This is a genomic window from Pedobacter sp. (assembly GCF_041662865.1).
Lineage (GTDB): Bacteria > Bacteroidota > Bacteroidia > Sphingobacteriales > Sphingobacteriaceae > Pedobacter.
The window spans coordinates 58,065-84,021 of the sequence record NZ_JBAZRL010000001.1 but is presented as its reverse complement, the minus strand read 5'-3'; the positions used below and the strand labels follow the sequence as shown (position 1 = coordinate 84,021).

The window sequence follows — 25,957 nt, the reverse complement described above, 5'->3', positions numbered from 1 at the left end:
ATGAACAAGCCTAAACTATTTATTTATTTATTTTTAATCTTACTTGTAATTGCATTAAGGGCGACTGCACAAAAAGCAGATTCGTTACTTAATACATTAGACAGCACAGCTAAGTTTAATAAAATTAAATCGACATTTAAATCAACACATGTTGTTTTATCTCATTCTACAGAAACACAGAAAAAACATGATTTAGATCTTAGAATTCGACATCATTTTGGAGACATTGGGGGGCAATTTGGTAGTGCACATACATTGTACGGTTTAGATGTTGCCACAGACTTATTTATTGGTCTGGATTATGGTTTTACCGATAAATTAACAGTTGGATTTGGTAGAAGTAAACACGATGAACTTTACGATTTATATGTAAAACAAAAATTCCTTCAGCAAAAAAGCGATGGAAGTATGCCAATAAATTTAACCTTTTTGGCACAAGTTGGATTAGTAGCTAGAGAGCCTTTTGCTACAAATGAATTTGATAACTATTCTGATCGGTTAAGTTATCTCATTCAGCCTATTTTTTCTCGCAAATTTTCATCAAGACTTTCGCTTCAAGTTATGCCTACTTTATTAATTCGTTCGGTAACAACTGGCGCAGATGATCCTGAAAATTTATTTTCGCTTGGCTTTGCTGGAAGAATAAAATTAACAAAACGGCTCTCATTTGTTGCAGACTATTCATTTGTTAATGGTTTATCAAGACCTAAAGATTTACCTATTGTATTTTATAATCCACTTGGTGTAGGATTAGAAATTGAAACTGGTGGGCATATTTTCTCACTCAATTTTATGAATTCAGAATACATAGTAGAAAATAATTATATCGGAAATACCAAAAAATCATGGACCGAGGGCGGTGTACGTTTTGGGTTTACCATCTCTCGAAATTTTAGTTTATTCAAAAACAAAAACCCAGATACTAAATCAACCATTTACTAAAAAAAGAAAATTATGGAACGTAATGAATTTATCAAATCCTTAGGGCTTGGTGTGGCTCTGATATGCACAGGAAGTTGCCTTTCTGGCTGCGGCGGAAGTAAATCAGATGACCCAAGTCCAACGCCAGGTGGTGGAGGTGGAGGTGGCGGCACTGTTGGAACTAAAGTTAATGTGGATTTAAACTCACAATTAACATATGTGGGTTCTTTTGTTTCTACAGGAGGTGTATTATTTGTTCGCCTAGCTGCAGGAAACTCAACTTCATCTTTTGTAGCTACACAGGCTGTTTGTCCTCATCAAGGAGGCACATTAAATTGGGTGCAAGCGAGCAATCTTATTCAATGTAGTTTACATAGTTCTCAATACAATTCATCAGGAGCTGTACTTGCGCAACCTAACGACGGAGGCGCAACAACTGCATTAAAAATTTATGCCACTTCTATTACAGGAACTGTACTAACTGCTACTATATCATAGTTTTAAGGTTGGTCAGGGAGGGAGCTATTTTTCTCTCCTTGATCAATCTTATTCCTTATAAATTTATACTAATCCCATTTGCTTGTCGTTTTCAATTAAACTTTGGATCAATTATTTTGTTTAATTGATATATAGATTTATTCTTATGAAAACGCTTAAAACACTAGCTCTTCTAATTTTAGCAGTTATTGGCCTTAATGCTAATGCGCAAACTGATAAAGCAACAACTTTAAGAATTGTTGAAGAAAAAAATTATGTTTTTGTTGCAACTAGTGCAATAGCACAGATATTAATGATGTGTTACGAAAAATGCCAGGCAATGTTGGTGGTGGAAATATTAATCTTAGCGGTAGTTCTTATGATGTACGTATTACTAAAGATAGTGTAGTTGCTTATTTGCCTTACTATGGCAGATCATATTCTGCTTCAATGAATCCAGATGATAATGGATATAAGTTTAAAACCAAAAATTTCACTTATAATGCTGAAAAAACCAAAAAAGGTGGTTGGAATGTAAATATTAGTACAAAGGATGTAAGAGACAATGCAAGGATGAGCTTTAGTATAAGTGCTACCGGTTATGCAACTCTAACTATAATTAGCAATAATAAGCAGTCGATCATGTATAATGGTTATTTAAGCGAGAACAAAAAGAAAGACTAATGCTGTTTATTTACAGGGCTTTCGATTAATTTTATCTCAAATATTTTTGGCCATTTTTTACCTGTAACGAAAAGGCGTTTCCCTTTAGCATCCCAAGCAATCCCATTTAATACATTATTTCCTCGTTCAACATCAGTTTTAAAGTAATCATGTACTGGAAAAATACCTTTGAGATTTACTCGACCTTCAACAGCACCATTTTCAGGATTAATGATTAATATAGTGTCGGTAGTATAAACGTTCGCATAAATCTTACCATCAATAAATTCAAGTTCATTTAGATTTTCGATTGGCCCTTTATTATCGTAGACAGTGATTGATCCAATTCTTCTGTAATTATTCTTATCTAAAAAGAAAATGGTATCTGTACCATCTGTATTTAATATCCTTTGCCCGTCAAAAGCTAAACCCCAACCTTCTTTTCCCGTAGTATACGAGAACTCTGAAAGCTTTTTTAATGTTGCTTTATCGTAAACAAAGCCCATTTTTTCTTGATACGTAAGTTGGATAATTTTATCGCCTATAACAGTTATTCCTTCCGCAAAATATTTTTTATCTACTGGTGTAGATTGCATTATTTTCCCAGTTGATGGTTCTACTTTACGCAAACTAGAATGTCCATAATCTCCAGCACTTTCGTAAAAAAAATCGTTGTGATATTCTAAGCCTTCTACATAAGATGAAGTATCGTGTGGTAAGGTTTTAATTACTTTGTAGGTATATTCTACTGGGGCTTTTGCAGCTAAAACATTAATATTTGCAGTCAGCTCTTCAGGATCCCCTTCGCCATAGATTTTTGCAGTTAGCAAATGACTACCTAACTTTAATCCTTCTGTTTTTAATTTAATTGCTGTTGTATCTGTTTTTGAGACAACTTTAATAGTATCCAGTAAATAAACTACAGAGTCTACTTTTTTCTCATTTCCAAATAGGATTTTAACTACAAATTCACTTCCAGAAGAAACATTTTGTCCAACTTCTGGAGAAAGAAAACTTCGATAGGTAATAGATGAGTTTTTACAAGCGTCTAAAAAAGCCACAAGAATTCCAATAAATAATAAGGTTTTGATTTGATTAATCTTCAGGCCAGAACGCATCTTCAATGTGTTTTAAAGTGTGATTATTTTGTTTATCAAAAAGAACAGAAATAATATCAAAGCGGATTTCACCTTGATGATTCATCAATTCTATATATTCAGTTGCAGCTAACTCCATTTGTTTTTGTTTGGCATCACTTACAAAATCTTCGGGCAAACCAAAAGTTATGGAACTGCGAGTTTTTACTTCAACAAAAATGATTTGTCTATTCAAATATGCTATTAAATCAACTTCTGCTTTGCCATGCACCCAATTCTCGTCTAATATTTCATAGCCATTTTTTTCTAAATGTTCTTTTGCGATAGTTTCTCCCTTTACACCTAAATCGTTATGAATTGCCATTATTTAACGATTACAGAACCTAGAAATCTAGAAATTTCTTTCTCTACATTTTTTATAAAAGCATAACGTTGCATCAAAATTTCTTGATTAGTAGCGTCGTTTTCCGTTTTAATTTCTTTTAGTAAATCCAATAAAATCCGATCTACTTTTCTCTTCTTAAGATGATATAATCCGCCTAAAATAGTTGCCTTTAAGTTTATGGTTTCATCACGAACATAAATATTATGCTTATTATACCAGTTTTCACTTAGCGTATACGGCGAGGTAGAAAGTGTGATGGCTAAATCTGCAATTTCTCTATCCTCGCTTTTTATAAATTGATTCGCTGTTGGTAACTGCCCGTTTTCTATTTCAGTTCTATAGTGATCGATAATTCTTTTACAAAGTGCATTCTCAAACGTAACATCGGTTAAATTTTGCATGATAAAAGAACCGATGTACATGTTATCAATCTTATCCCAACTCACCAATTCATGTCCGAAAGCCAATAATAACCGTACAATTTCTTGTTCTTGCAACTCATCATTCGAAGCTATAGCAGTTGCTACTTTGGGTTCATCATCAGCCAACAAATCGGCTGGTGGCATATCTTGATATTGTGATGCTCTTGCTTGTGGAGCAGATGCTTTTTTAAATTTCGAAGCTCGCATCGTGTTTAACTCACTCAGCAAAACTCTCTCTTCAATTTGAAGCAAGCTACTACATTCGCGGATAAAAACTGATGCTTTAATATTGTCTGGGATTTTGGCGATACTTTCTACGATATCCCTAATAATTCCAGCTCTTTTTATTGGATCTGTTCCAGCTTCCGCTAGAAGGATGTTTGCTTTATAGAGAATAAAATCCTGACGATTATCTTCAATATAAGTTTTAAATTCTCCCGCACCAACTTTATGCATATACGAATCGGGGTCATCTCCTGCCGGGAAAGAAACCACTTTTACGTTTAACCCTTCCTCCAAAATCATATCCAATCCACGTAAAGATGCCTTTATACCTGCTGCATCTCCATCGTAAAGTATGGTTACATTTTGTGTAAAACGACCAATTAAACGTATTTGCTCTATGGTTAAAGATGTACCTGAAGATGCAACTACATTTTCTATATAGGCTTGGTGAACTGAAAGTACATCTGCATAGCCTTCTACCAAATAACAATTATCTAAATCTCTAATTGCTTTTTTAGCATGAAAAAGACCATAAAGTACACTAGATTTATGATAGATCTCACTTTCAGGAGAGTTCACATATTTTGGAACGTTTTTGTCCGTTTTTAGCGTTCGTCCACCAAAACCGATTACCCTACCCGTAAAATTATGAATCGGGAACATCACTCTTCCTCTAAACCTATCGTACAATTTACCCTTATCATTTCTGATAGATAAACCTGTTTTTTCTAAGTATTCTTCTGCATGTTTATTTTTAACTGCATCTTGAGTTAGCGCATCCCAAACATCTGGCGAATAACCAAGGTTAAATTTTTTGATGATATCTTCTCTAAAGCCACGTTCTTTAAAATAACTTAAACCAATTGCTTTGCCTTCTGAATTATTCCATAATTGATCTTCAAAAAAAGTAGCCGCGAATTGCGAAACGATGTATAAACTTTCTTTGGCGTTTTGTGCTTCTAGGTCTTGTACGGTTTCAACTGTTTCTTCAACCTCGATATTATATTTTTGGGCTAAAAATTTAAGCGCTTCTGGATAAGAATATTTCTCATGCTCCATAATAAAGCGAACCGAATCCCCACCTTTACCACAACCAAAGCACTTATAAATCCCCTTAGTTACCGAAACATGAAATGATGGAGTTTTTTCTCCGTGAAAAGGACAATTACCAATTAAACTGGTACCGCGTTTTTTTAAATGTACAAAATCTCCTACTACCTCTTCTATTCGGGCAGTATCCATTATTTTGTCTATTGTTTCGCGATTTATCATAATTAGTGTTGGTGATCTCAGAGATACTGCAATGAGGTAAGTTACCTTTACTTAATAAAAGGTAACATGGTATCGGCAACCAATTGATTACCTACATCGTTTAAATGCACTTTATCAACTGTTAAAACACCTTTCTCGATATCTGCAGTATTGTTTTTTTCCTCGTACGCTGTAAAAGCATTTCTTAAATCGCAAAGCGGAAGATTATTCTTTGCAGCCAATTCTCTAATACCAGCAGCATATTTATTTAAATCTGCATCCACCTCATTTGCATTATTTTTCTTTTCGCCAATAACTGAAGGTGTACACATTACAACCTTACTTCCGTTAGCCTGAATTTTATTAATCAATGCTTGATAAAACTTTAAATATTTATCGTAATCAGTTCCTGTATGTGCACCTAATTTATGCCAAACATCGTTTATCCCTACATATATGATTACTAAATCTGGTTTTTTGTTTAACACATCTTCTTCTAATCTTAAATAAAGATCATATACTTTATTCCCACCGACACCTGCTCCAATTAACTCATATTGAGCTGGATCTAATGTCTTTTTTAAAAGATTGATGTAACCATTACCTTGAACACCGGCTTGTGTTATTGAATCGCCAAAGAAAATGACTTTTTTAGGTTTTGCTTTCATTGCCATGCATAAAGACAAAATAGCAAAAAACGCTACTAGTCTGCCTAATTTGATATAATTTTTCATCATTGCTATTTTTTGTTGGTTATCTTAAAGTCCAAATCCTGAAAATCGAAACTAAAATCTGTTAATGGAGAAATTGCCTCCAATTTAAACCCATCTGCTGATGCATTATTGTTTAAACTAAAATTCACAAAAGCATCTGCATCCAAACTTCTATCGTACCATTTTACTATAAAAGTATTGCCTTTATAATAAGTCATATCGCCTCTTAATTTTGGTGAATTTTTTGCTTGAAAATGCATTTTACCATTTAACTCACTAATGGTAACGTCTCCAAACCAAGCATCTTTAAATATTCCCAAGTAATTTTTGATATCAGGTTTTACGTTGCTAGATTTCTGTGCTGCCGCGATATCTGCCCATATTTTATCAACAATTTCTTTTGCTTGTTTCTCGTTTCTTAGTCTATTATCGTTATACGTTTTAATTCTATCCATGCCTTTAATATCTAAATAACCATCTTTAATAGAATTAGTTATGGAATTAAATGCAGCGCCAGATTGTTGATTGGTCAAAACGATAATACCTAGTTTTAGTTCTGGCAATATAGTAACCTGCGTTACGATTCCAGATAAACCACCCGTATGTGTTGCTTGGAATTTTCCATTTACAGAGCTTAAAAACCACCCCAATCCGTAACTACTAAAACTACTTGGATTACCACCTGCAATAATGGTTTGTGGAGTCCAAAGTTCTCTAGCTACAGCAGGGCTGAATAATTTTTTATCTAAATTATCTCCGTATTTTCCTCCATTAATCATTGCGATAACCCATTTGCTCATGTCAGTTACGCTAGAGTAAATTCCGCCAGCAGAATTTGCAATTTCGCCAAAACTTAAACCAACAGGCAATAATTTGTCTTCATAAGGTGCATGTCCATCAATTACATTAGATTTATCTTTTAAACGATACCACGATGCCGCAGTTTTCGACATGCCCAAAGGTTTTATAATTCTGCTTTCTATAAAATCTTCATAAGTCATTCCAGAAACTCTCGCTACTATATCTCCAGCTACGATATACATTAAATTATCGTAGTCGTATTTTGTACGGAAAGAAGAAACCGGTTTTAAATATCTTAGGTTGTGAATGAGTTGTTTTTTATCTACAGTTGATGAATCTGGCCATATCATTAAATCACCAGCGCCTAAACCCAAACCACTACGGTGCGTTAACAAATCCCTTACTGTAAATTCGCTCGTTACATACGGATCGTACATTTTAAATTCTGGAATTACATCTATTACTTTGGTATCCCATGTTAATTTTTTCTCATCAACCAACATACCTAAAGCCGCAGCTGTAAATGCTTTTGTATTTGATGCTACTCCAAAAAGTGTATTTTCATCAACTTTTAAATTTGTTTTAATGGAACGAACGCCATAGCCTTTAGCATGTATAACCTTGCCATCTTTAATAACAGCCACGGCAATACCAGGCACATTAAACGTGCTTAACGTTTTTTCTGCTACGCTATCTATTTGTTTAGAAGTTAAGATTTGAGCCTGCAAGCTACCAGTTGAAAACAGCACAATTGCCAATAACAACTTTGTTTTAGTACGATAAAGTGATTGCATAATGGAATTTTGTTTAAACGTTTAAAGATAATAATCTTTTACGTTTTTGCGAGGCTAATAGCTAGGTCGTTACAGAGCGTTTTGTGGGTGTTGATGAAGACTTATTTTCCTCTAGCCAACTTATAATCTTTATGCACTACCAAGAAACTTGCTCTTTCTTCTTTCTTAAAAGGATAATCCCAATTACCTTGATAAGTGATTTTAGTAGGTAGCTTAACTTCATCAAAATAACTCATTTCTATATTCATTTGTACATCAAAATCAAACAATATATTGCTGTATTTCATATCGACATAACGACCAAGAATTTCGAAATTTCTCTTGTCAAAAATCGTAACTAATTCTTTAATCATTAAACCATCTTTTGTCCAACTACTTAAATCTGGTTTTACAGAAATTTTAAATCGATATACAGGAATTGAATCTAAATAGGTACCGCTATAAAAAGTATAATCGTAATACTGGCGCATATTTGCGGTAAATATTTGCGTTTTACTACCAATAAATGGCAATCCTTTAATTGGTCTACCAGGATTAAAAATTAAGGTTTTCAATTTATCCTTATAACTTTCATTCGTGCCTCCTTTACCATCACTTGAAGGTGCATTTGGAACAAAATCTGTGTTATAGGCATTCATGAAAATGTAATCGAACATTTCTACAGTGTACAACTGGTATTTACCATTCTTCTTGTAAATTTTACCGTTATCTTCCTTCACCAAATATTCCATTTTATAAGGGCCATCGTTATTATGCCTGATTTTTCGATACACTTTTCCATCAACTTTGTTATTTTTATCGTAGGTATAAATTCGGTTTTCGGCTATGAAAGAGTATTTTTTCATGTTGCGAAATGCCTGATAAAAACTAGTATCGTTAATAATGGCATTGATAAATCGTTCTACATTTAAACGCTGCGCTTTGATAACTACTACAGAATCTAGTTGGATAGTTTTGATCGTATCTGGATTAAAACGCGGAATTTCTTGACTATTAGCTTTTAAAAAGAAAATAGACAATGCTAATAATAGAACTATTTTTTTCATGTTTTGTTAAATGCAAAAATCTTGCCCTTTTAAAATGATTGTTAATATTGGAAGTTCTTAATTAATTCCCCAGCTGTTTTAAAGCGATATAGGCCATCAATCCTGTTGAAGTTTTTAAAGCGTCTTCATCAATATCGAAATTTGGTGTATGAACAGAATACGTTGTTCCTTTTTCGGCATTCCCAGTTCCTAAACGGTAAAAACAAGCATCTGTTACTTGCGAATAATATGCAAAATCTTCTGCCGCCATCCAAATATCTAAATCGACAACGTTTTCTTTTCCTAAGTAATCTTCGGCAAATGTGCGGGCGCTATCTGTTAATTTTTCTTCGTTTATTAAAAATGGGTACCCACGCATAATTGTAAATTCGCAACTTCCACCCATGCTTTCTGCAATGCCTTCCGCCATTTTCTTCATCAGCTTATGTGCTTCATTTCTCCAATCTTCGTTCAGTGTTCTAAACGTTCCTTCTAGTTTTACTTCGTTAGGAATAATATTAGTTGCGCCATTCGCATTCACTTTACCAAAAGAAAGAACTGAAGGCAAACGCGGGTCTGCATTGCGACTAACGATTTGCTGTAATGCTACGATGATGTGTGCAGTAATTAAAACTGGATCTATATTTTGGTGCGGTTGTGCACCATGACCACCTTTTCCATGAACAGTTACGTATAATTCATCGGTTGATGCCATATAAATACCTGAGCGAAAACCTACCTTGCCAGTTTCAATTAAGGGCATTACATGTTGACCAACTATAGCTTGTGGTTTTGGATTTTCGAGCACTCCTTCTTTAATCATAATGCTTGCACCACCTGGCAAAACCTCTTCTGCAGGCTGAAAAACTAGTTTAATCGTCCCTGCAAATTCATCTTTTAATTGATTTAAAATGTAAGCAGTTCCCAAAAGTGATGAACTGTGTACATCATGTCCACACGCATGCATTACCCCTTGATTTTTTGAACGATAGGGTTTGTCGTTTGCTTCATGAATAGGCAAAGCGTCCATATCGGCACGCAAAGCGATGATATTTTCTGATGGAATTTTGCCTTTAATCAAGCCTACAATACCCGTATTTGCCATGTCCGTAAATTCAATTCCCCATTTTTTCAACTTATCCTTGATAAACAAAGAGGTTTGAAATTCTTTAAAAGAAAGTTCAGGATTAGCATGAATATGATGGCGATAGCCAACAACGTCGTTATATATTTTAGCAGATAATTCTTGTATCTTCTGTTTCATAAATCTATTTGTTAGGAGCTCTACTTATTTACATCATCTAAATCTGGCGCATTTATCTTTTCTCTGAAAATAAATAGTGTTGGGAAATTTGCTTTCAATTCATTTAATAAGCGTTGAGCGTCCAATCTGGTTCTAAAATCACCTACGCGTAAATAATAATTAGGTTCTTTATAGGTAATATACGTTCGAAATTGTGGATAAAGTGCTTTAAATCTGCTTTGCTCATTAAACGCTTCTCGTCTATCAGAACCATAAAAAACTTGCACCCTATAACCCATATCAGAGACTATTGCCTTACTTGCTGGGTTCGTAGTTGTTGGTTTTATTCTATTTAACTCTATGCGCTTTGCAATTAGGCTATCTATTAACGGATCTTTAACAACCGTAACTTCACCCTTGGTTTGAGCAAAAGAAAACTGAATGCACAGTAAAAAAATAATAGACAGATAGATTTTCTTCATAGTTATTAAGATAGATTGCCGTCGTTTTTACTCCGATGACTAGGGAGTTAAAAAAGAATGCCGAACTTTTCACAAAATTCGGCATTCTTATCTGGTATTACAAATTATCCGTTTATACCGTGGCAATTTTTATATTTTTTGCCACTACCACAAGGACAAGGTTCATTTCTACCAACCGTAGCTTCTTTACGGATGGGTTGTTGTGGAACAGCCTCACGTGTATCGCCAAACTCAACACCTGGTTGCTCTGAACCGAATTCTTGTTTAGTGGTTTTTAATTTTGGTTGTTTTGTAGCCACAGGTGCTTCTCTTACCTCATCTGCATCTTGCTGAACAGGAATACCACCTTTATATAAGAAACTTACAACTTCTTTATTTACTACATTTAACATGCTTTTAAACAAGTTGAATGCTTCCATTTTATAAATAATTAATGGATCTTTTTGCTCATACACTGCGTTTTGTACAGATTGTTTTAACTCATCCATTTCACGCAAATGCTCTTTCCAACTATCGTCAATTAAGGCAAGAATAATAGTTTTTTCGAACGCTTTGGTTACCTCACGACCATTATTATCAATTGCTTTTTGCAAGTTAACAGGGACTTGAATATGCCTAATCCCATCCGTAAATGGCACTACAACTTGCTCAATTTGTTGTCCTCGCTCTGCATAAACTTGTTTTAGCACTTGCATAGACTGATTGATAATGCCTTCAGATTTACGAGCATAAAAAGCAGTAACTTCTTCAAACAAGGTATCTGTTAAAGCATGAATGTTTTTCGAGTTAAAATCTTGTTCTGAAATTGCAGTATCTGCCGAGAAATTTTTAATTACTTCTAATCTAAAACCTTCGTAATTACCTTCTTCTTTGTATTCAGTTACAATATCTTCTGCAACATCAAACACCATATTGTTCATATCTACGTCCAAACGATCGCCAAATAAAGCGTTACGACGTTTAGCATAAATAACCGTACGTTGAGAGTTCATTACATCATCATACTCTAACAAACGCTTACGAACACCAAAGTTGTTTTCCTCTACTTTTTTCTGAGCTCGCTCGATAGAGTTGGTAATCATTGAATGTTGAATTACTTCTCCATCTTCAATTCCCATTTTAACCATGATGTTAGAAATACGTTCTGAACCAAATAAACGCATCAAGTTATCTTCTAAAGACACGAAGAACTGTGAAGTTCCTGGATCTCCTTGACGACCAGCACGACCACGTAACTGTCTATCTACACGACGAGATTCGTGGCGTTCTGTACCCACAATTGCCAAACCGCCAGCTTCTTTAACGCCTGGGCCTAACTTAATATCGGTACCACGACCAGCCATGTTGGTTGCAATGGTTACTGTTCCAGCTTGACCAGCTTCTGCAACAATATCTGCCTCTTTTTGGTGCATTTTCGCATTTAACACATTGTGTTTAATTCCACGAAGTTTAAGCATACGACTTAATAATTCAGAAATCTCAACCGATGTGGTACCTACCAATACTGGTCGACCAGCTTCAGTTAATTTTACGATTTCTTCCGCAACTGCATTGTATTTTTCACGAATGGTACGGTATACATAATCTTGCTCATCTTTACGAGCCATTACACGATTGGTAGGAATTTCTACCACATCTAATTTATAGATTGACCAAAACTCGCCAGCTTCCGTTGTTGCTGTACCCGTCATACCGCACAATTTGTGGTACATACGGAAGAAGTTTTGCAAAGTAACCGTTGCGTACGTTTGTGATGCGTCTTCTACTTTAACATTCTCTTTCGCCTCAATTGCTTGGTGCAAACCATCAGAGTAACGACGACCATCCATAATACGGCCAGTCTGCTCATCTACAATTTTAATTTTACCTTCATCGATGATATATTCTACATCAATTTCAAATAAAGTATAGGCTTTTAACAACTGGTTAACAGAGTGAATACGTTCTGCTTTCACAGAATAATCACGCATTAAAGCATCCTTTTGAGCTATCTTCTGTTCGCTGCTTAAATCAGATTTTTCAATTTCAGCAATTGCAGTACCTACATCCGGTAAAACAAAAAAGTTAGGGTCTTCACCTTGTTGCGTAATTAACTCAATCCCCTTTTCTGTTAATTCAACTTGATTATTTTTCTCATCAATGTAGAAGAACAATTCTGAATCTACCTTAGGCATATTCTTAGATTGATCTGCCATGTAATGATTTTCAGTTTTCAATAAGGTCTGTCTAACACTTCCTTCACTTAAAAACTTGATTAAGGCTTTACTTTTTGGCAAACCACGATGAGCACGTAATAACGCTAAACCACCTTCACCTTCTTCAGTTCCAGTTTTACCATCATTAATTAATTTTTTCGCTTCGTTTAATGCTGATGAAACATACGTTTTTTGTGCATTTACCAAACGTTCGATACGTGGTTTTAACTCATGAAATTCATGTTGATCTCCAAAAGGAACAGGACCAGAAATAATCAATGGTGTACGAGCATCATCAATTAACACTGAATCGACCTCATCTACCATTGCAAAGTGCAATTTACGTTGTACCAATTGATCTGGTGTTTGAGACATATTGTCACGCAAATAATCGAAACCAAATTCGTTATTTGTTCCGTAAGTAATATCTGCTAAATAAGCGTTTCTACGTTCTTGTGAGTTCGGTTCGTGCTTATCAATACAATCTACACTCAAGCCATGAAACTCGAATAACGGACCATTCCACTCACTATCACGACGAGCTAAATAATCATTCACCGTTACAATGTGCACACCTTGACCAGCCAATGCATTTAAATACGCTGGCAATGTACTTACTAAGGTTTTACCCTCACCAGTAGCCATCTCGGCGATTTTACCGCTATTTAAAACCATACCACCTATCAACTGTACATCGTAGTGAACCATGTTCCAAACTACCTCCGTACCCGATGCATCCCATCTGTTAGCCCAATATGCTTTATCCCCAACAATTTTCACATTGCTTTTGCGAGCTGCATAATCTCTATCAAATTGTGTAGCGGTAACTTCTAACTGTTCATTTTCACTTAAACGGCGTGAAGTATCTTTTACAACTGCAAAGGCAGATGGTAAAATTTGCAATAGCACCTTTTCTAATTCTACATCGCGTTCTTTAATAAGCGCATCAACCTCATCGTATAAAGCGGTTTTTTCATGTAATGCTAAATCTTGTGCTTCTGCTTTAAGTTTAGTCTCTGCAATTTTCGCATCAATATCGGCCAATGCCGCAGCAATAGTTGCTTTAAACTCAACAGTTTTATGGCGTAATTCGTCGTTGCTTAATGACGAAAGTTTTGCGTATTCTTCGTTAATTTGGTCTACTAAAGGCTGTAATGCTTTAATATCTCTTTCTGATTTGCTCCCAAATATCTTGGCTAAAAATCCTAACATGTTTTATGATTGTGTTTTATATTATTCTTAAAATGTTCAATTTGCAACAACCAAGCCATTGCTTAAACTAAGTCAACTTGGCAGTTGCGGCATAATAAATTCCTTCCCTAATCTGATTAGACTGGGATTTATATATTAAAGAGGAAAATAACTAGGGGCTATTATTTTTTGGTTTTTTCCGTATCGTTAAATCAGCAACGATGTGATTATATGTAACGTGTTTTGCAACCTTAACTTCTGGCAATAAACCAATTAAAGTTAATTCACTATAAGATAGTAAGAATGGATTTCTTTGGTCGTTAGGCTGATTAATAGCTGTATTAACAACTTGAGAATCGTTTTGAGTTTTATTACAATACCGCTCTGTTAATAGTTTTAACCTCCCTACATCTTCCGCTTTTGCGAGATGAGTAAGGCTAAAAAATACAAGTGATATGGCAACAACGTGTTTCATTCGTGCGGCAAATCTAATTTTAATCTTTTACATACAGAAATCTAATTAGTTAATTATAAGTATTTAGGAATTAGCTAATTTATTTACCGCTCTTTTTAACTGAAAGCAATATCTTTGCTTGCATGAATATTTTATTGTTAGGTTCTGGCGGAAGAGAATGTGCTTTTGCTTGGAAAATGAGCCAATCTACTCACTGCTCAAAATTATTTATCGCCCCTGGTAATGCCGGCACTGGCGCTTACGGCAAAAATGTAACTCTAAATCCAAATGATTTTGAAGCTGTAAAAACCTTTGCTCTAAAAGAAAATATTAATCTTTTAGTAGTTGGACCAGAAGAACCTTTAGTAAATGGTATTCATGATTTTTTTGCTAACGACGAGGAATTAACTCACATCCCCGTTATCGGGCCAAAAAAAGAAGGCGCAATTTTAGAAGGAAGTAAAGATTTTTCTAAGCAATTTATGGAACGCCATGGCATTCCTACTGCTGCATCTAAATCTTTTACGAATGAAAACTTAGCTGATGGATTAGCGTATCTGCAAAATCATGCTACGCCAATTGTATTAAAAGCTGATGGTTTAGCAGCTGGAAAGGGAGTTTTAATTTTAGACAACGTTGCAGAAGCGCAAGAAGAATTAAAATTAATGCTAGGTGGAAAGTTCGGCAATGCCGGAAGTACCGTTGTAATTGAAGAATTTTTAACAGGAATTGAACTTTCAGTTTTTGTATTGAGCGATGGGAAAAACTATGTGATTTTACCAGAGGCGAAAGATTACAAAAGAATTGGTCAGGGCGATACGGGTTTAAATACTGGCGGAATGGGTTCTGTTTCTCCAGTTCCATTTGCTGATGAAGCATTTATGGCTCAAGTAAAACAAGAGATTATTCAACCAACAATTGATGGTTTAATAAAAGATAACATTGAGTATACAGGTTTTATTTTCTTTGGATTAATTAAAGTTGGCGATAAACCTTATGTAATTGAATACAATTGCCGCATGGGCGATCCAGAAACGGAAAGTGTTATTCCTCGAATAGAAAGTGACTTAGTCGAATTATTCATTGCGTGTGCCGATAAAAAATTAGCTGATTACCAATTAAAAATCAGTAAGAAAAATGCAGCAACTATAATGATTGTTGCAGGTGGTTATCCAGGTGACTATGAAAAAGGGAAAGCAATTTCTGGAATTGAAAACCTACGTGATTCTTTGGCTTTCCATGCTGGAACTAGTTTAGAAGGCGGTATTGTTAAAACAAATGGCGGTAGAGTTATTGCCATTACCAGTTTACAAGATGACCAGTTTAATGCCTTACAAAGAGCTACTGCAGATGCTGGTCGCATTTACTTTGATGGCAAATACTTTAGAGAAGATATAGGTTTCGATTTGATGTAATTAATCTGTAAATCATCATGCTCAGCTTGACTGGGCATCGTAATGCGATAGTATATGATGCATTGATATAAACTCTTTTTTATTGCTTTACGATTCCCATTTTCATGGGAATGACGGAGCGAGTTAAAATACCAATAACAGAAAAGGCTCGATAAATTATCAAGCCTTTTCTGTTTAATATCAATTGTTTTATTTAGATAATGTTTTTCCTTCTTTCTTGCCAAGAATTTCGGCTAATTTAGTTTGTAATTCTTCGCCTCTAATGTTACGAGCAATAATTTTTCCGTTCGGATCTACTAAAAAGTTAAATGGAATTGCTTGTACACCAAAGCTTTTTGATACAGTATTATCCCATCCTTTTAAATCAGTAACATGTGTCCACGCTAAGCCATCATCTTTAACTGCTTTTAACCAAGCTTCTTTTGTAGTACGAGTATTCCCGCCATCTAAAGAAACACCTAAAACGGTAAATCCATTATGTCTATATTTATTATAAGCAGCAACCACATTCGGGTTTTCTCCCCTACATGGGCCACACCAAGATGCCCAGAAATCTACCAATACATAACTTCCTTTAAAATCGGATAGATGAACTGGCATACCGTGTCTGTCGTTTTGAGTAAAATTAACTGCAGTAATTCCAATTTGAGTTTTCTTAGCTCCATCAATAGCAGTTTGAATGTCTTTACCATATTGAGTTGCTCTTACCGCTGCAGAATATTTTAAAAATTCTGGCTCAACAACCTTTGGATCAATATCATATCCCATTGAACTTCTAAACGCAACTAAACCTATATATGAATCTAAATTTTCTGATGCGAATTTCTTTGTCAATGGATCTCTTTCTTTATTTGCAGCATTATACTTAGCCATAAAAGGTTTCATAAACACGGTATCTTTCTTCTGCTCGGTTGTATAACCGTTGTATTCTTTCATTAAAACAGCTACATCAGCATCCATCTTTTTAAATAAAGACTTAAACCTTGCATTGTCATCGTTTACTTTTGATCCAGTTATTTTAGCATATTTAATCGAATCAGTTGCATCAACATTAATCGTTGCTTTTTCTAAATAAAGAGAAATCACATCAGAAGGAACTCTTTTTTTAGGGTCAACCGGTGCTGCATCATGCTTAACTCGGATAGATGCTGATGTAGGACCATCTATAGCACCTTTAAATTCGAACGTTCCATTTACTAAAGTTGCAGAATCTGTAATGCTATTTGAGCCAACACGATACACCAAAAATGCTTTAGCTGGTTCGTTTAAATTACCAACTTTACCTTTTACAGTAAAGTCTTGCGCCATTAAGCCTAGTGGCAATAGGCAAAGAGCAGATAAAATTATTTTTTTCATTGTCAATAGGGTTTTAGGGGGAGTGATTTATCAAAAATAGTAAACGTAATTTTTTTTAGCGAAATTCTATTGTAAAATTATCCTAGCTTTTGGTAGGTTCTCCACCATAAATCTGGCATTTCTCCATTAACTGCAGTATTATAGTCTTCATATCGGCAAGGAACAAGATGATATCTTTCATTTTTAGAAATTCCAGTAGGATACGGAACTTGCATCCACCAACGATCTGAGCGTTTACTTTTAACGAAATTCATTTCGCCAGAACCATCTTTTAAACTTGTTCTGTAGATAATGTATTGAGATTTTGGTGTTAATGGGAAGTCTTTTTTTCGATTATAAAATCCATCGATAAAATACCATACCATTTGAGCAAGAAGCATTGCGGTTTGTCCATTACGATCATACGCCGGATTAAACTCATAAAAACCAATCGAAGTCAGCTTATCATTCATCCCCGCATACCTGGTAATTCTACAAATATCTTCACCATAAAAACCATTTGGCCCAGCATTTATATTTGCTCCAGCATCTGCAGAACGAACAGCACCAATATCAAAGCTCATCATATTCGCATTGCGGATAATTGGTTCTGTTAATGAAATATCTTGCAAAAACTCACCTAAACGATGTACATCAAAATACAACTTATCCATTACTTTTAAGCTATCCTGATTTACAAAATAGGTTTGATAACCCACATTACTAAAGTTGAATAAATAATTAGGTTGGTGTAAAAATATTTTGCTCAAATACGAGTTAGAATCAGTTGCAATTCCATCATTATTGTCTTCATCTAAATCAAATTTAGAATCGATGACTACTAAATCTACCTTTTGCTCTAAGCTCTCATACGCCATGTATTGAGCATAGGTAATATCCTGACCACCCCCAATAATTACAGGCAAAACATTTAATTTTATCAGCTCTGCTACCACAGTTTTTACCGCAAAATAGGTGTCTGAAATTTCTTTACCTGCAATGATATTTCCTAAATCGATTATTCTACTTGTAAAAGCACCTTCGTTCAGTGCATAAAATTGCGATCTAAAATGATCTGCCCCTAAAGCACAACCGTTATTATTTACCGCTCCTCTGTCATCTTTTACTCCAAAAATGGCAATATCATAGGTATTTTCTTCCAAATCGGGAAAACGATCGGTGTAAAAACTAGCCTTTAATCCCAGTTGACTGGTTAAAAATCCTTGCTTGGGGCTAAATTTATCGGGGTTAATAGGCGAAAAAAAATCTGATAAAGACATAAAAGCGATATAAATGTTTGGCATCAAATATCTATTTTTGAGCGCATATATTAATGAGCTATCTAAAAAAAATGATATGATACTGGTAACTGGCGCTACAGGGTTTTTAGGAGCAGAATTAATTACACAGTTAACGGCTCAAAATTTAAAGGTTCGGGCTTTAAAAAGAACAACTTCAATTATTCCAGATTTACTGAAAGAAAATAAACTGGTGGAGTGGTTTGTTGCTGATATTAATGAGCCAGAAAGTTTAGCAGATGCGTTTGAAAACGTTACTCAAGTTTATCATTGTGCTGCTTTTATTTCTTTCGACCCCAAAGACAAGGCTAAATTGCTAAAAATAAACATCGAAGGAACTTCAAATATTGTAAATCTTTGCGCTGAGCATCAAGCTAGATTAGTTCATGTAAGTTCTATTGCTGCTTTAGGAAATGCAAAAAAAGGAGAACAAATTACCGAGAAAGATTTTTGGGAATACGATTCTAAAGTTCACGCATATGCTATTTCTAAATACGAAGGTGAAATGGAAGTTTGGCGTGGAGTAGCAGAAGGATTAGATGCGGTAATTGTTAATCCGGCAGTAATTATTGGAAAAAACGCTGGTTTTGAAGGTAGTGGAGCAATTTTTAAACTCGTTAAAGATGGTTTGAAATTTTACACAGATGGTGCAACAGGAATTGTTGATGTAGAAGATGTTGCAAAAGCAATGATACTTTTAATGAACAGTGATATTACCGCAGAACGATATACACTGTCCGCAGATAATTTAAATTACAAGGATTTTTTTACTGAAATTGCAACAGGATTTGGAATTAGAGCTCCAAAAATGGAAGCAAAACCTTGGATGTTGGGCATTGCTTGGAGAGCAGCAAAACTAGCTTCCTTATTTACTCAAAAAGCACCAGCTTTAACCCGAGATGCCGCTAGAAGTAGTTTTAACTTAAGTTATTATAACAATGCAAAAGTTAAAAACGCGATTAATATTAATTTTAAACCTTTAAAAGAGAGCATTCTGGAAGTTTGCCAAGCTTTGAAATAACTTAAATGAAAGCACAAAACTATTACATTATCGATTTTGACAGCACTTTTACGCAAGTAGAAGCATTAGACGAGCTGGCCCGTATCTCATTAAACAAACATCCAGATAAGGAAGCAATTTTTAAGAAAATTGAAGATTACACCAATTTAGCCATGGAAGGAAAACTTTCTTTTTCTGAAAGTTTAGCAAAACGTGTACAATTATTAGAAGCCAATGAAGATCATTTAAAGCAATTAATTACGCGTTTAAAGAAGAAAGTTTCTGCCTCATTTTCTCGCAACGCAGCGTTTTTTAAGAAACATGCGGATGAAGTTTTAATTGTTTCTGGTGGATTTAAAGAGTTTATTACGCCCGTTGTAAGTCAGTATCACATTAAAAAAGAAAATATTTACGCCAACACTTTTGTAACCACAGGTGATGGAAAGATTATAGATTACGACCATGCAAATCCATTAAGTGAAGAAGGCGGGAAAGTAAAACTGATGCGCCAAATGGACTTAAAAGGAGATCTGTATGGAATTGGTGATGGTTATTCAGATTTTCAACTTCGTGAAAGTGGATTAATTAAGAAGTTTTTTGCCTTTACTGAAAATATTGCTCGCGAAAGTATTGTCTCAAAAGCCGACCATGTTACCCCAAGTTTTGATGAATTTCTATATGTAAATAACTTGCCAAGGGCGATTTCATATCCTAAAAACAGAATTCTGTGCTTGGTAATTGGCGATGTTTCTCCAGAAAGCATTGCTCTGCTTAAAAAGGATGGCTTTTCTATTCGTCATAAAACTTCTTTTGAAGAAAAATATGTGGCCGATGTGGGCATGATTTTATTAGCTGATGGCGAAAAGATAGAGAATGAAAAACTGGAGCGTGCGGTTAAGCTAAAAACAATTGGTTATTTAGGAAATGCTAAAAACAAATTCTCCTTTCAAACCTGTACCAATATGGGAATTGTAGTTTTTGATGATCCAAAAAGTAATCCGAGAAGTGCTTCGTTTATTCCAAAACGAGTAATCGATTTTATGAATAAGGGAACGACATATATGAGCACTAATTTCCCGAATTTGCAATTGCCAGCTATTGATAAATCGCATCGTTTAATTCACATTCACAAAAATGTTCCTGGAATTATGGCGCAGATTAATACTATTTTTGCTAAGCACAACATCAACATTGTTGGACAATTTTTAATGACAAACCCAACTTTGGGCTATGCCATAACTGATATTAATGCAGAGTACGATAAGCAATTATTCAAATCTTTAAAAAAGATTGAAAATACGATTAAGTTTAGGGTGTTGTATTAACTCTACTTTGACAATCTTTCTTCCTAGATTGTCAAAGTTTGAAAAACTAAGCAAACTGCACTAATAAACTTTGTCAATCTATAAAAGATTGACAAAGTAAAACAAAACCAAACATTCCGATATGGCAAAGGAGGAACATTATTACACCAAGTTTGAAGATGGAAAATTTTATCATATTTACAATCGTACAGTTGATAAAAAAAACATGTTTGCTAATGATGGAAATAATGAATTTTTTCTGCAAAAACTGCGAATTTATCTTTTAGGCGTTGCCGATGTTTACGCTTACTGTTTACTAGATAATCATTTTCCATATTTTAATTCGGGTAAATGAAAATATGAGCAATTATAGATTGGCAAATCAAATTGAAGATACCATTGACACTCATATAATTATAAGTAAACAGTTTCGAATATTTTTTCAGAGTTATGCCTTAGCATTTAATAAACAGCAAAATAGATTTGGTACACTTTTTCAAACTCCTTTTAAAAGAGCGTTAGTGAATGATGATGACTACTTCACGCATTTAATTTATTATATCCACTCTAATCCTCAAAAACATAATCTTATTGGTGATTTTAGAAATTGGAAATGGAGCTCGTATAAATGAATAATTAGCATTAAACCTAGCAAGCTAATGAAAGATGAAGTAATTAAGTGGTTTGGAGGTGAACAAGAATATTTAAACTTTCATCATAGCGGAAAATATTTATTAAATGATAATTTCATAATTGACGATTTTTAATTAGAACTTTGTCAATCTTTTGTAGATTGACAAAGCAACAAACATACTCATGGGTTTTAAAACTTGGAAATGGACTTCTTTCATTAGTTTAATTATTGCGAGACCGAGTTAATTAATTAGTCAATAATTTATTGCTGCAAACAAATTGCAGCCTATATTTTTATGCACACTAATTACAACAATTCATGGATTTTACACCAGAAATAAAAGACAAAATAAACAAGCTTCAAGAAAAATACGAAGCGATGGGGCAAGATATGGCCTCCTATCTTGATGGTTTATTGTACGCCGATTTTTTAACCTATTGGGATTATATCCACTTAGACACTTTATTAAGTTTACAAAGCCCAAAAACGCCATTCCCTGATGAGGAAATTTTCATCATGTACCATCAAATTACGGAATTGTACTTTAAACTTTGTTTACACGAATGCCAGCAAATTTCGACACACCAACAGTTAACTGCTAAATTTTTCACGGAACGTGTAAAACGGATAAATGCTTACTTTAATGCGTTAACCTCATCTTTCGAGGTAATGGTAAATGGCATGGAAAAAGAACAGTTCTTAAAATTCCGTATGTCATTGCTGCCCGCTAGCGGATTTCAATCAGGGCAATACCGAATGATTGAAATTAGTGCTACAGATTTTACCCAATTAGTAGATAAAAGTCAGCGTGAGGCTTTAAGAAATTGCACAATCGAACAAAAATTCGAACACATTTATTGGAAATTTGGAGCAACTGAATTATCTAGTGGGAAACAAACTTTAACCTTAAAACAGTTCATAAAAAAATATGCAGATCAGTTTTTAGCTTTAGCAAAAGAGCGTGAGCACAGCAATTTCTCCGCTTTATATCATCAACTAAAAGAAAAGGGAGAAGATGTAAATGAGCTGGGGGAAGAATTGCGAAAATTAGATTTGTATGTTAACGTAGAATGGCCATTATCGCATTATAAATCTGCTGTACGCTATTTAGAGAAAGATCCTGTTGATATTGCTGCAACTGGTGGAACAAACTGGCAAAAATATTTGCCTCCGCGTTTTCAAAAGCGCATTTTTTATCCGTTTTTATGGACCTCCGAACAACTAGAAGAATGGGGAAAAGGATGGGTGCTTAGTGTATTGCAAACACTTCGAAAAGAAAAATAAATTGCGTTCAAACGTGTTTTTTCGTACTTTTGCATCAAATTAATACCTAAGGCAGTGATAGATACTTTACAAATTAAGGTTACCGAAACTAGCAATCCGAGATTAGCTAGTACAGAATTTAAAGACATCCCATTCGGAAAAATTTTCACAGACCATATGTTTATGGCAGATTTTGAAGGTGGAGAATGGAAGAATTTGCAGATTTTACCCTATGGACCAATTCCAATGAGCCCTGCAATTTCTGCTTTACATTACGGACAAGCAATTTTTGAAGGAATGAAAGCGTATCGCTTACCAAATGGCGAAATCAGTGTATTTAGAGCGAACAAAAACTTTGAACGTTTTAATATTTCTGCAGATCGTATTGCGATGCCTACTATTCCGGAAGAGATTTTTATGCAAGCTATTTCTGCTTTAATTAACATTGATAAAGGTTGGGTGCCAACACAAGAAAATTACTCGTTGTATTTAAGACCAGTAATGTTTGCCACCGATTCTTCCTTAGGTGTAAAAGCAAGTGATACCTATAAATTCGTTTTATTGGCAACTCCGACTGGCCCTTATTACACCAAAGCGTTAAAAGTTAAAATCGAAACAAAATATACTCGTGCAAATGAAGGTGGTGTTGGTTACGCCAAAACCGCTGGAAATTATGCTCGTTCATTATACCCATTTGCAGAAGCACAAAAAGAAGGTTTCGACCAATTGATCTGGACAGATTCTGCTACACATACTTTAGTAGAAGAGTCTGGTGCAGCTAACGTAATGTTTGTTTTAGATGGTAAATTAATTACTGCTGCAGTAAGTGAAACCATTTTAAATGGCGTAACTCGTGATACGATTATCACTTTAGCAAAAGATAAAGGAATTACAGTTGAAGAAAGAAAAGTAACCATTGCTGAAATTATTGAAGGTGCTAAAAACGGAAAATTAACCGAGGCATTTGCTGTTGGTACCGCAGCTACAGTTACTCAAATTGGCGAAATTGGTTACGAAGGCGAGCTTTATAAATTAAGTGATGCAAGCACTCGTACTGTTTCTATTAGCCTTGCAAAAGAATTAAATGATATTAGAAATGGTTTAGCTGAAGATAGATTTGGCTGGAACTGGATCGTATAATTTTGTCATCCTGAGCTATCTTGCACTGAGCGTAGCAGAAGTGAAGGATCTATAAATAAAAATCCCTTACATCTTAAAACATGTAAGGGATTTTTTATTTAACGCTGCTCTCTCTCCTTTTTCTCTATGCGTATTTGCCTACGTCTTCTCCGGTCATCTCTATCATCTTTCATCTTTTCAAATTTGGCAACCTGCGCTTTAATTTCCGCTTCTTTTTGGGGTGTAACACCCACGCTATATTTTACGCCTTGGTAAAGTGTTTTCCAAATAAAACTGAAGAAAGACCCAGTAGGTTGTCTCGTAAAACTAATTGGAGCTGAGGTGAATTTCCCATCTTTACTGGGGTTATCTGAGTAAATAACCAATGCATTTGCCAAAATAGATAACAGTCCTTTTTTAACTAATCTAGCCTTTCCTTCTTCTTTTTTTAACAAGGCCACCGATAAATCATTAAAAGCAAAATCAACTTTCCCTTTAGCCACATTTTGATTAGCCTTAATATCAAACGCTAAACTTTTAATCATCCCTTTATTTACTTGAACCATGCCCAAAGGTTTAGTAATCTGATTTAATTTGCGTCCATCCAAATTAGTAATTGCGCCTTTATATGCAAATTCTCCAGTTGGCGAGTTGAGATTAAATTTAAAATTGATGGCTAATTTCCCCTGCCCCATTACATAACTCAACAAATCGGCTTGCATAATCGGATTTACAGTTTTCACTTTTATAGCATTGGTCACATTCGTTATAGCTCCAGAGGTATTTTCAAAACTTATTTTACCTCGTTGCTGGCTTGTTTTATCAAATTCTGTATAACTGACATCAATATTGCTCAGTTTTATTTTTTTTATGGTCAATTGCGCCTTTAATTGTTGCAAAAGTTGATGGGGAAATCTTCCTGTTTTAATTTTCTCCAATTTTGGAAAAGTGTTATTATTGAAAACCGCAACTCCGCCATCAGCTATACTCATCTGCTTAGCAATTAATTCTCTTTTCTGGATATAAGCGGGTAAATCAATGCCATCAAGGCTGATATTATTAAGTTGAATGGTAAAACGATCTCTGGCATAGCCTGCAATTTTAGCAAAATTAGCTTCACTGTAACGAGGTATTAATCCGAATTGTTTAATGTTTACTTTTCCGCTAGATGCGTTAAAATCCAATTGATTTATGTTGATGTGATACATGCTATCAGGCGTAGCATAACTATAATTACTTAAATTTATATTCACATCTTTTAGCAAATATAGCCTAGTCGTATCTTGTGCAGAAAGCGAATCAATTAACCAATCATTTAAGGTCACGTTAAGATTAGCAACAGAATCTATATCGGGTAAGAGTTCATTATTATTGACGTATTTAAATCGCACATTTTTAAAATCTACTACCTGAATTCTTAAAGATTTAAATAAGTTTTTGATGTAATCATAAGGCGATTTACGTGGTCTAGGAGGTCGATTATCATTAAAATCAAAATGCTTGTTCACCATTGTGATATCCGGATTATCGAACAAAAGCAAACTGATATCTACCTTTTTATTGAAATAGATATCATAGGGATGGAATTTTTTAATAGAAAGTTTTTTAAGACGAATGTAATACAGATTGTTTGGTGCCTTTTTAGCTGCAATGAGCAATTTAAACACGTTTGTGTCTGGTATAATATTTACATCATTAATTGTGGCAGAACCTGTAATAAAGTTGGTGTGTATTTGCGAAAATTCTATATGGTACAAACCATGTGTTGATCTCTGTACCAGTTCAGTAATTTCTTTCCTAATTAAGGGTTTAAACTTTACACTGATATACCAAGATGCACCAACTAAAACTAATGAAATGAATAGCACAATGCTTATTATCCATTTTAAAATTTTAAATTTTCGTGGTGCTTTTTCAGCCATATTGGAGTTCAATTTTTTGTGATCCAATATAGTAAAATATAGCCATTTAAGAAATGGTGCCGCCTAAGCTTATGAAAAATGCATCAGGATTATCGTTGTAGTTAATATTCAGGTCTTAGCATAACAACTTATTGAAGCCTTGCTACCGCATCCTAAATTACAGGGTATTAACAGGGTGATAACAGGGTGGTAACAGGGTGAAAATAGTGTTATTGACTATGTATAGTTCTTGTTATTTCCCTATTATATTCAAATAATTAAACAAATACTGCGCATGAAAATTATACTTTAAAGAAAATGTACTAAGTAGTGCTTCCTTTCTGCTAAA

Annotated in this window: 23 protein-coding genes; 10 read left to right on the top strand and 13 right to left on the bottom strand. The window is 34.5% G+C overall.

From position 1 onward, the window contains the following. The 3 genes from WC622_RS00375 (at position 1) to WC622_RS00365 (ending at position 2,082) form a co-directional block, all read left to right on the top strand. Positions 1 to 942, top strand: a complete 942-nt coding sequence (locus WC622_RS00375) for a DUF5777 family beta-barrel protein (RefSeq protein ID WP_372816176.1) — start codon at positions 1 to 3, stop codon at positions 940 to 942. A gap of 12 nt (positions 943 to 954) precedes the next feature. Then, positions 955 to 1,419: a ubiquinol-cytochrome c reductase iron-sulfur subunit gene (locus WC622_RS00370; RefSeq protein ID WP_372816175.1), complete on the top strand. Its 465-nt coding sequence runs from the start codon at positions 955 to 957 to the stop codon at positions 1,417 to 1,419. A 297-nt stretch (positions 1,420 to 1,716) separates the two neighbouring features. Further along, positions 1,717 to 2,082 (top strand): DUF4251 domain-containing protein, encoded by a 366-nt coding sequence (locus WC622_RS00365; protein WP_372816174.1) that lies wholly within the window; start codon positions 1,717 to 1,719, stop codon positions 2,080 to 2,082. Here WC622_RS00365 and WC622_RS00360 read toward each other — a convergent pair. The 10 genes from WC622_RS00360 to WC622_RS00315 all read right to left on the bottom strand — a co-directional run bounded on the left by WC622_RS00360 (position 2,079) and on the right by WC622_RS00315 (position 14,360). Continuing rightward, positions 2,079 to 3,179, bottom strand: a complete 1,101-nt coding sequence (locus WC622_RS00360; RefSeq protein ID WP_372816172.1) for a glutaminyl-peptide cyclotransferase — start codon at positions 3,177 to 3,179, stop codon at positions 2,079 to 2,081. The genes WC622_RS00365 and WC622_RS00360 overlap by 4 nt on opposite strands. Beyond that, positions 3,157 to 3,522 (bottom strand): YraN family protein, encoded by a 366-nt coding sequence (locus tag WC622_RS00355; protein ID WP_372816170.1) that lies wholly within the window; start codon positions 3,520 to 3,522, stop codon positions 3,157 to 3,159. Before WC622_RS00355 ends, WC622_RS00360 begins: the two co-directional genes overlap by 23 nt. Continuing rightward, positions 3,522 to 5,462 carry a DNA primase gene (dnaG, locus tag WC622_RS00350; protein ID WP_372816169.1) on the bottom strand — a complete coding sequence of 647 codons (1,941 nt, stop codon included), beginning with the start codon at positions 5,460 to 5,462 and terminating at the stop codon, positions 3,522 to 3,524. Before dnaG ends, WC622_RS00355 begins: the two co-directional genes overlap by 1 nt. A 47-nt stretch (positions 5,463 to 5,509) precedes the next feature. Continuing rightward, positions 5,510 to 6,178 (bottom strand): SGNH/GDSL hydrolase family protein, encoded by a 669-nt coding sequence (locus tag WC622_RS00345; protein WP_372816167.1) that lies wholly within the window; start codon positions 6,176 to 6,178, stop codon positions 5,510 to 5,512. A gap of 2 nt (positions 6,179 to 6,180) precedes the next feature. Continuing rightward, positions 6,181 to 7,749, bottom strand: a complete 1,569-nt coding sequence (locus WC622_RS00340; protein WP_372816165.1) for a serine hydrolase — start codon at positions 7,747 to 7,749, stop codon at positions 6,181 to 6,183. A gap of 101 nt (positions 7,750 to 7,850) precedes the next feature. Further along, on the bottom strand, positions 7,851 to 8,795 hold the full coding sequence (locus WC622_RS00335; RefSeq protein WP_372816163.1) for a hypothetical protein: 945 nt from the start codon (positions 8,793 to 8,795) through the stop codon (positions 7,851 to 7,853). Positions 8,796 to 8,856: 61 nt separating this feature from the next. Next, a complete protein-coding gene (locus WC622_RS00330; RefSeq protein ID WP_372816161.1) occupies positions 8,857 to 10,038 on the bottom strand; it encodes a M20 family metallopeptidase in 1,182 nt (393 codons plus the stop codon). A 20-nt stretch (positions 10,039 to 10,058) separates the two neighbouring features. Beyond that, entirely contained in the window at positions 10,059 to 10,499 is a 441-nt protein-coding gene (locus WC622_RS00325) for an SPOR domain-containing protein (protein ID WP_372816159.1), read from the bottom strand. A 104-nt stretch (positions 10,500 to 10,603) separates the two neighbouring features. After that, positions 10,604 to 13,906 carry a preprotein translocase subunit SecA gene (secA, locus tag WC622_RS00320; RefSeq protein ID WP_372816157.1) on the bottom strand — a complete coding sequence of 1,101 codons (3,303 nt, stop codon included), beginning with the start codon at positions 13,904 to 13,906 and terminating at the stop codon, positions 10,604 to 10,606. 151 nt (positions 13,907 to 14,057) lie between these two features. Then, positions 14,058 to 14,360: a hypothetical protein gene (locus WC622_RS00315; protein ID WP_372816155.1), complete on the bottom strand. Its 303-nt coding sequence runs from the start codon at positions 14,358 to 14,360 to the stop codon at positions 14,058 to 14,060. Between the two features lie 122 nt (positions 14,361 to 14,482). On the opposite strand from WC622_RS00315, the gene purD reads away from it, so the two are divergent. Beyond that, positions 14,483 to 15,754: a phosphoribosylamine--glycine ligase gene (gene purD / locus WC622_RS00310; RefSeq protein WP_372816153.1), complete on the top strand. Its 1,272-nt coding sequence runs from the start codon at positions 14,483 to 14,485 to the stop codon at positions 15,752 to 15,754. Between the two features lie 189 nt (positions 15,755 to 15,943). Here the strand turns inward: purD and WC622_RS00305 are convergent, their stop codons facing one another. Continuing rightward, positions 15,944 to 17,110 carry a redoxin domain-containing protein gene (locus tag WC622_RS00305; RefSeq protein WP_372816151.1) on the bottom strand — a complete coding sequence of 389 codons (1,167 nt, stop codon included), beginning with the start codon at positions 17,108 to 17,110 and terminating at the stop codon, positions 15,944 to 15,946. Between the two features lie 77 nt (positions 17,111 to 17,187). Continuing rightward, complete coding sequence (locus tag WC622_RS00300; protein ID WP_372816358.1) at positions 17,188 to 18,369, bottom strand: formimidoylglutamase; 1,182 nt, start codon at positions 18,367 to 18,369, stop codon at positions 17,188 to 17,190. Between the two features lie 76 nt (positions 18,370 to 18,445). Here WC622_RS00300 and WC622_RS00295 point away from each other — a divergent pair, with 76 nt between their 5' ends. The 6 genes from WC622_RS00295 (at position 18,446) to WC622_RS00270 (ending at position 23,728) form a co-directional block, all read left to right on the top strand. Beyond that, a complete protein-coding gene (locus tag WC622_RS00295; RefSeq protein WP_372816149.1) occupies positions 18,446 to 19,408 on the top strand; it encodes an NAD-dependent epimerase/dehydratase family protein in 963 nt (320 codons plus the stop codon). 5 nt (positions 19,409 to 19,413) lie between these two features. Beyond that, positions 19,414 to 20,712 carry an HAD-IB family phosphatase gene (locus tag WC622_RS00290; protein WP_372816147.1) on the top strand — a complete coding sequence of 433 codons (1,299 nt, stop codon included), beginning with the start codon at positions 19,414 to 19,416 and terminating at the stop codon, positions 20,710 to 20,712. Positions 20,713 to 20,833: 121 nt separating this feature from the next. Further along, the gene (locus WC622_RS00285; protein ID WP_372816145.1) at positions 20,834 to 21,046 is read left to right on the top strand and encodes a hypothetical protein; all 213 of its coding nucleotides are present in this window, start codon (positions 20,834 to 20,836) and stop codon (positions 21,044 to 21,046) included. A 4-nt stretch (positions 21,047 to 21,050) separates the two neighbouring features. Next, complete coding sequence (locus tag WC622_RS00280; protein ID WP_372816143.1) at positions 21,051 to 21,323, top strand: hypothetical protein; 273 nt, start codon at positions 21,051 to 21,053, stop codon at positions 21,321 to 21,323. Positions 21,324 to 21,643: 320 nt separating this feature from the next. Further along, entirely contained in the window at positions 21,644 to 22,609 is a 966-nt protein-coding gene (locus WC622_RS00275; RefSeq protein ID WP_372816141.1) for a tryptophan 2,3-dioxygenase family protein, read from the top strand. Positions 22,610 to 22,663: 54 nt separating this feature from the next. Continuing rightward, positions 22,664 to 23,728, top strand: a complete 1,065-nt coding sequence (locus WC622_RS00270; protein ID WP_372816139.1) for a branched-chain amino acid aminotransferase — start codon at positions 22,664 to 22,666, stop codon at positions 23,726 to 23,728. 98 nt (positions 23,729 to 23,826) lie between these two features. Here WC622_RS00270 and WC622_RS00265 read toward each other — a convergent pair whose 3' ends face one another. Then, positions 23,827 to 25,629 (bottom strand): hypothetical protein, encoded by a 1,803-nt coding sequence (locus tag WC622_RS00265; RefSeq protein ID WP_372816137.1) that lies wholly within the window; start codon positions 25,627 to 25,629, stop codon positions 23,827 to 23,829. Positions 25,630 to 25,957: the final 328 nt, after the last annotated feature.

Excerpts from the sequence above, each read along its gene's own strand:
- WC622_RS00330 (WP_372816161.1), bottom strand. The coding sequence starts at position 10,038 with ATGAAACAGAAGATACAAGAATTATCTGCTAAAATATATAACGACGTT.
- WC622_RS00290 (WP_372816147.1), top strand. The coding sequence starts at position 19,414 with ATGAAAGCACAAAACTATTACATTATCGATTTTGACAGCACTTTTACG.
- WC622_RS00305 (WP_372816151.1), bottom strand. The coding sequence starts at position 17,110 with ATGAAAAAAATAATTTTATCTGCTCTTTGCCTATTGCCACTAGGCTTA.
- WC622_RS00340 (WP_372816165.1), bottom strand. The coding sequence starts at position 7,749 with ATGCAATCACTTTATCGTACTAAAACAAAGTTGTTATTGGCAATTGTG.
- dnaG (WP_372816169.1), bottom strand. The coding sequence starts at position 5,462 with ATGATAAATCGCGAAACAATAGACAAAATAATGGATACTGCCCGAATA.
- WC622_RS00370 (WP_372816175.1), top strand. The coding sequence starts at position 955 with ATGGAACGTAATGAATTTATCAAATCCTTAGGGCTTGGTGTGGCTCTG.
- WC622_RS00295 (WP_372816149.1), top strand. The coding sequence starts at position 18,446 with ATGATACTGGTAACTGGCGCTACAGGGTTTTTAGGAGCAGAATTAATT.
- WC622_RS00285 (WP_372816145.1), top strand. The coding sequence starts at position 20,834 with ATGGCAAAGGAGGAACATTATTACACCAAGTTTGAAGATGGAAAATTT.
- WC622_RS00315 (WP_372816155.1), bottom strand. The coding sequence starts at position 14,360 with ATGAAACACGTTGTTGCCATATCACTTGTATTTTTTAGCCTTACTCAT.
- WC622_RS00325 (WP_372816159.1), bottom strand. The coding sequence starts at position 10,499 with ATGAAGAAAATCTATCTGTCTATTATTTTTTTACTGTGCATTCAGTTT.
- WC622_RS00345 (WP_372816167.1), bottom strand. The coding sequence starts at position 6,178 with ATGATGAAAAATTATATCAAATTAGGCAGACTAGTAGCGTTTTTTGCT.
- WC622_RS00265 (WP_372816137.1), bottom strand. The coding sequence starts at position 25,629 with ATGGCTGAAAAAGCACCACGAAAATTTAAAATTTTAAAATGGATAATA.
- WC622_RS00375 (WP_372816176.1), top strand. The coding sequence starts at position 1 with ATGAACAAGCCTAAACTATTTATTTATTTATTTTTAATCTTACTTGTA.
- WC622_RS00355 (WP_372816170.1), bottom strand. The coding sequence starts at position 3,522 with ATGGCAATTCATAACGATTTAGGTGTAAAGGGAGAAACTATCGCAAAA.
- secA (WP_372816157.1), bottom strand. The coding sequence starts at position 13,906 with ATGTTAGGATTTTTAGCCAAGATATTTGGGAGCAAATCAGAAAGAGAT.
- WC622_RS00280 (WP_372816143.1), top strand. The coding sequence starts at position 21,051 with ATGAGCAATTATAGATTGGCAAATCAAATTGAAGATACCATTGACACT.
- WC622_RS00300 (WP_372816358.1), bottom strand. The coding sequence starts at position 18,369 with ATGTCTTTATCAGATTTTTTTTCGCCTATTAACCCCGATAAATTTAGC.
- WC622_RS00360 (WP_372816172.1), bottom strand. The coding sequence starts at position 3,179 with ATGCGTTCTGGCCTGAAGATTAATCAAATCAAAACCTTATTATTTATT.
- WC622_RS00335 (WP_372816163.1), bottom strand. The coding sequence starts at position 8,795 with ATGAAAAAAATAGTTCTATTATTAGCATTGTCTATTTTCTTTTTAAAA.
- purD (WP_372816153.1), top strand. The coding sequence starts at position 14,483 with ATGAATATTTTATTGTTAGGTTCTGGCGGAAGAGAATGTGCTTTTGCT.
- WC622_RS00275 (WP_372816141.1), top strand. The coding sequence starts at position 21,644 with ATGGATTTTACACCAGAAATAAAAGACAAAATAAACAAGCTTCAAGAA.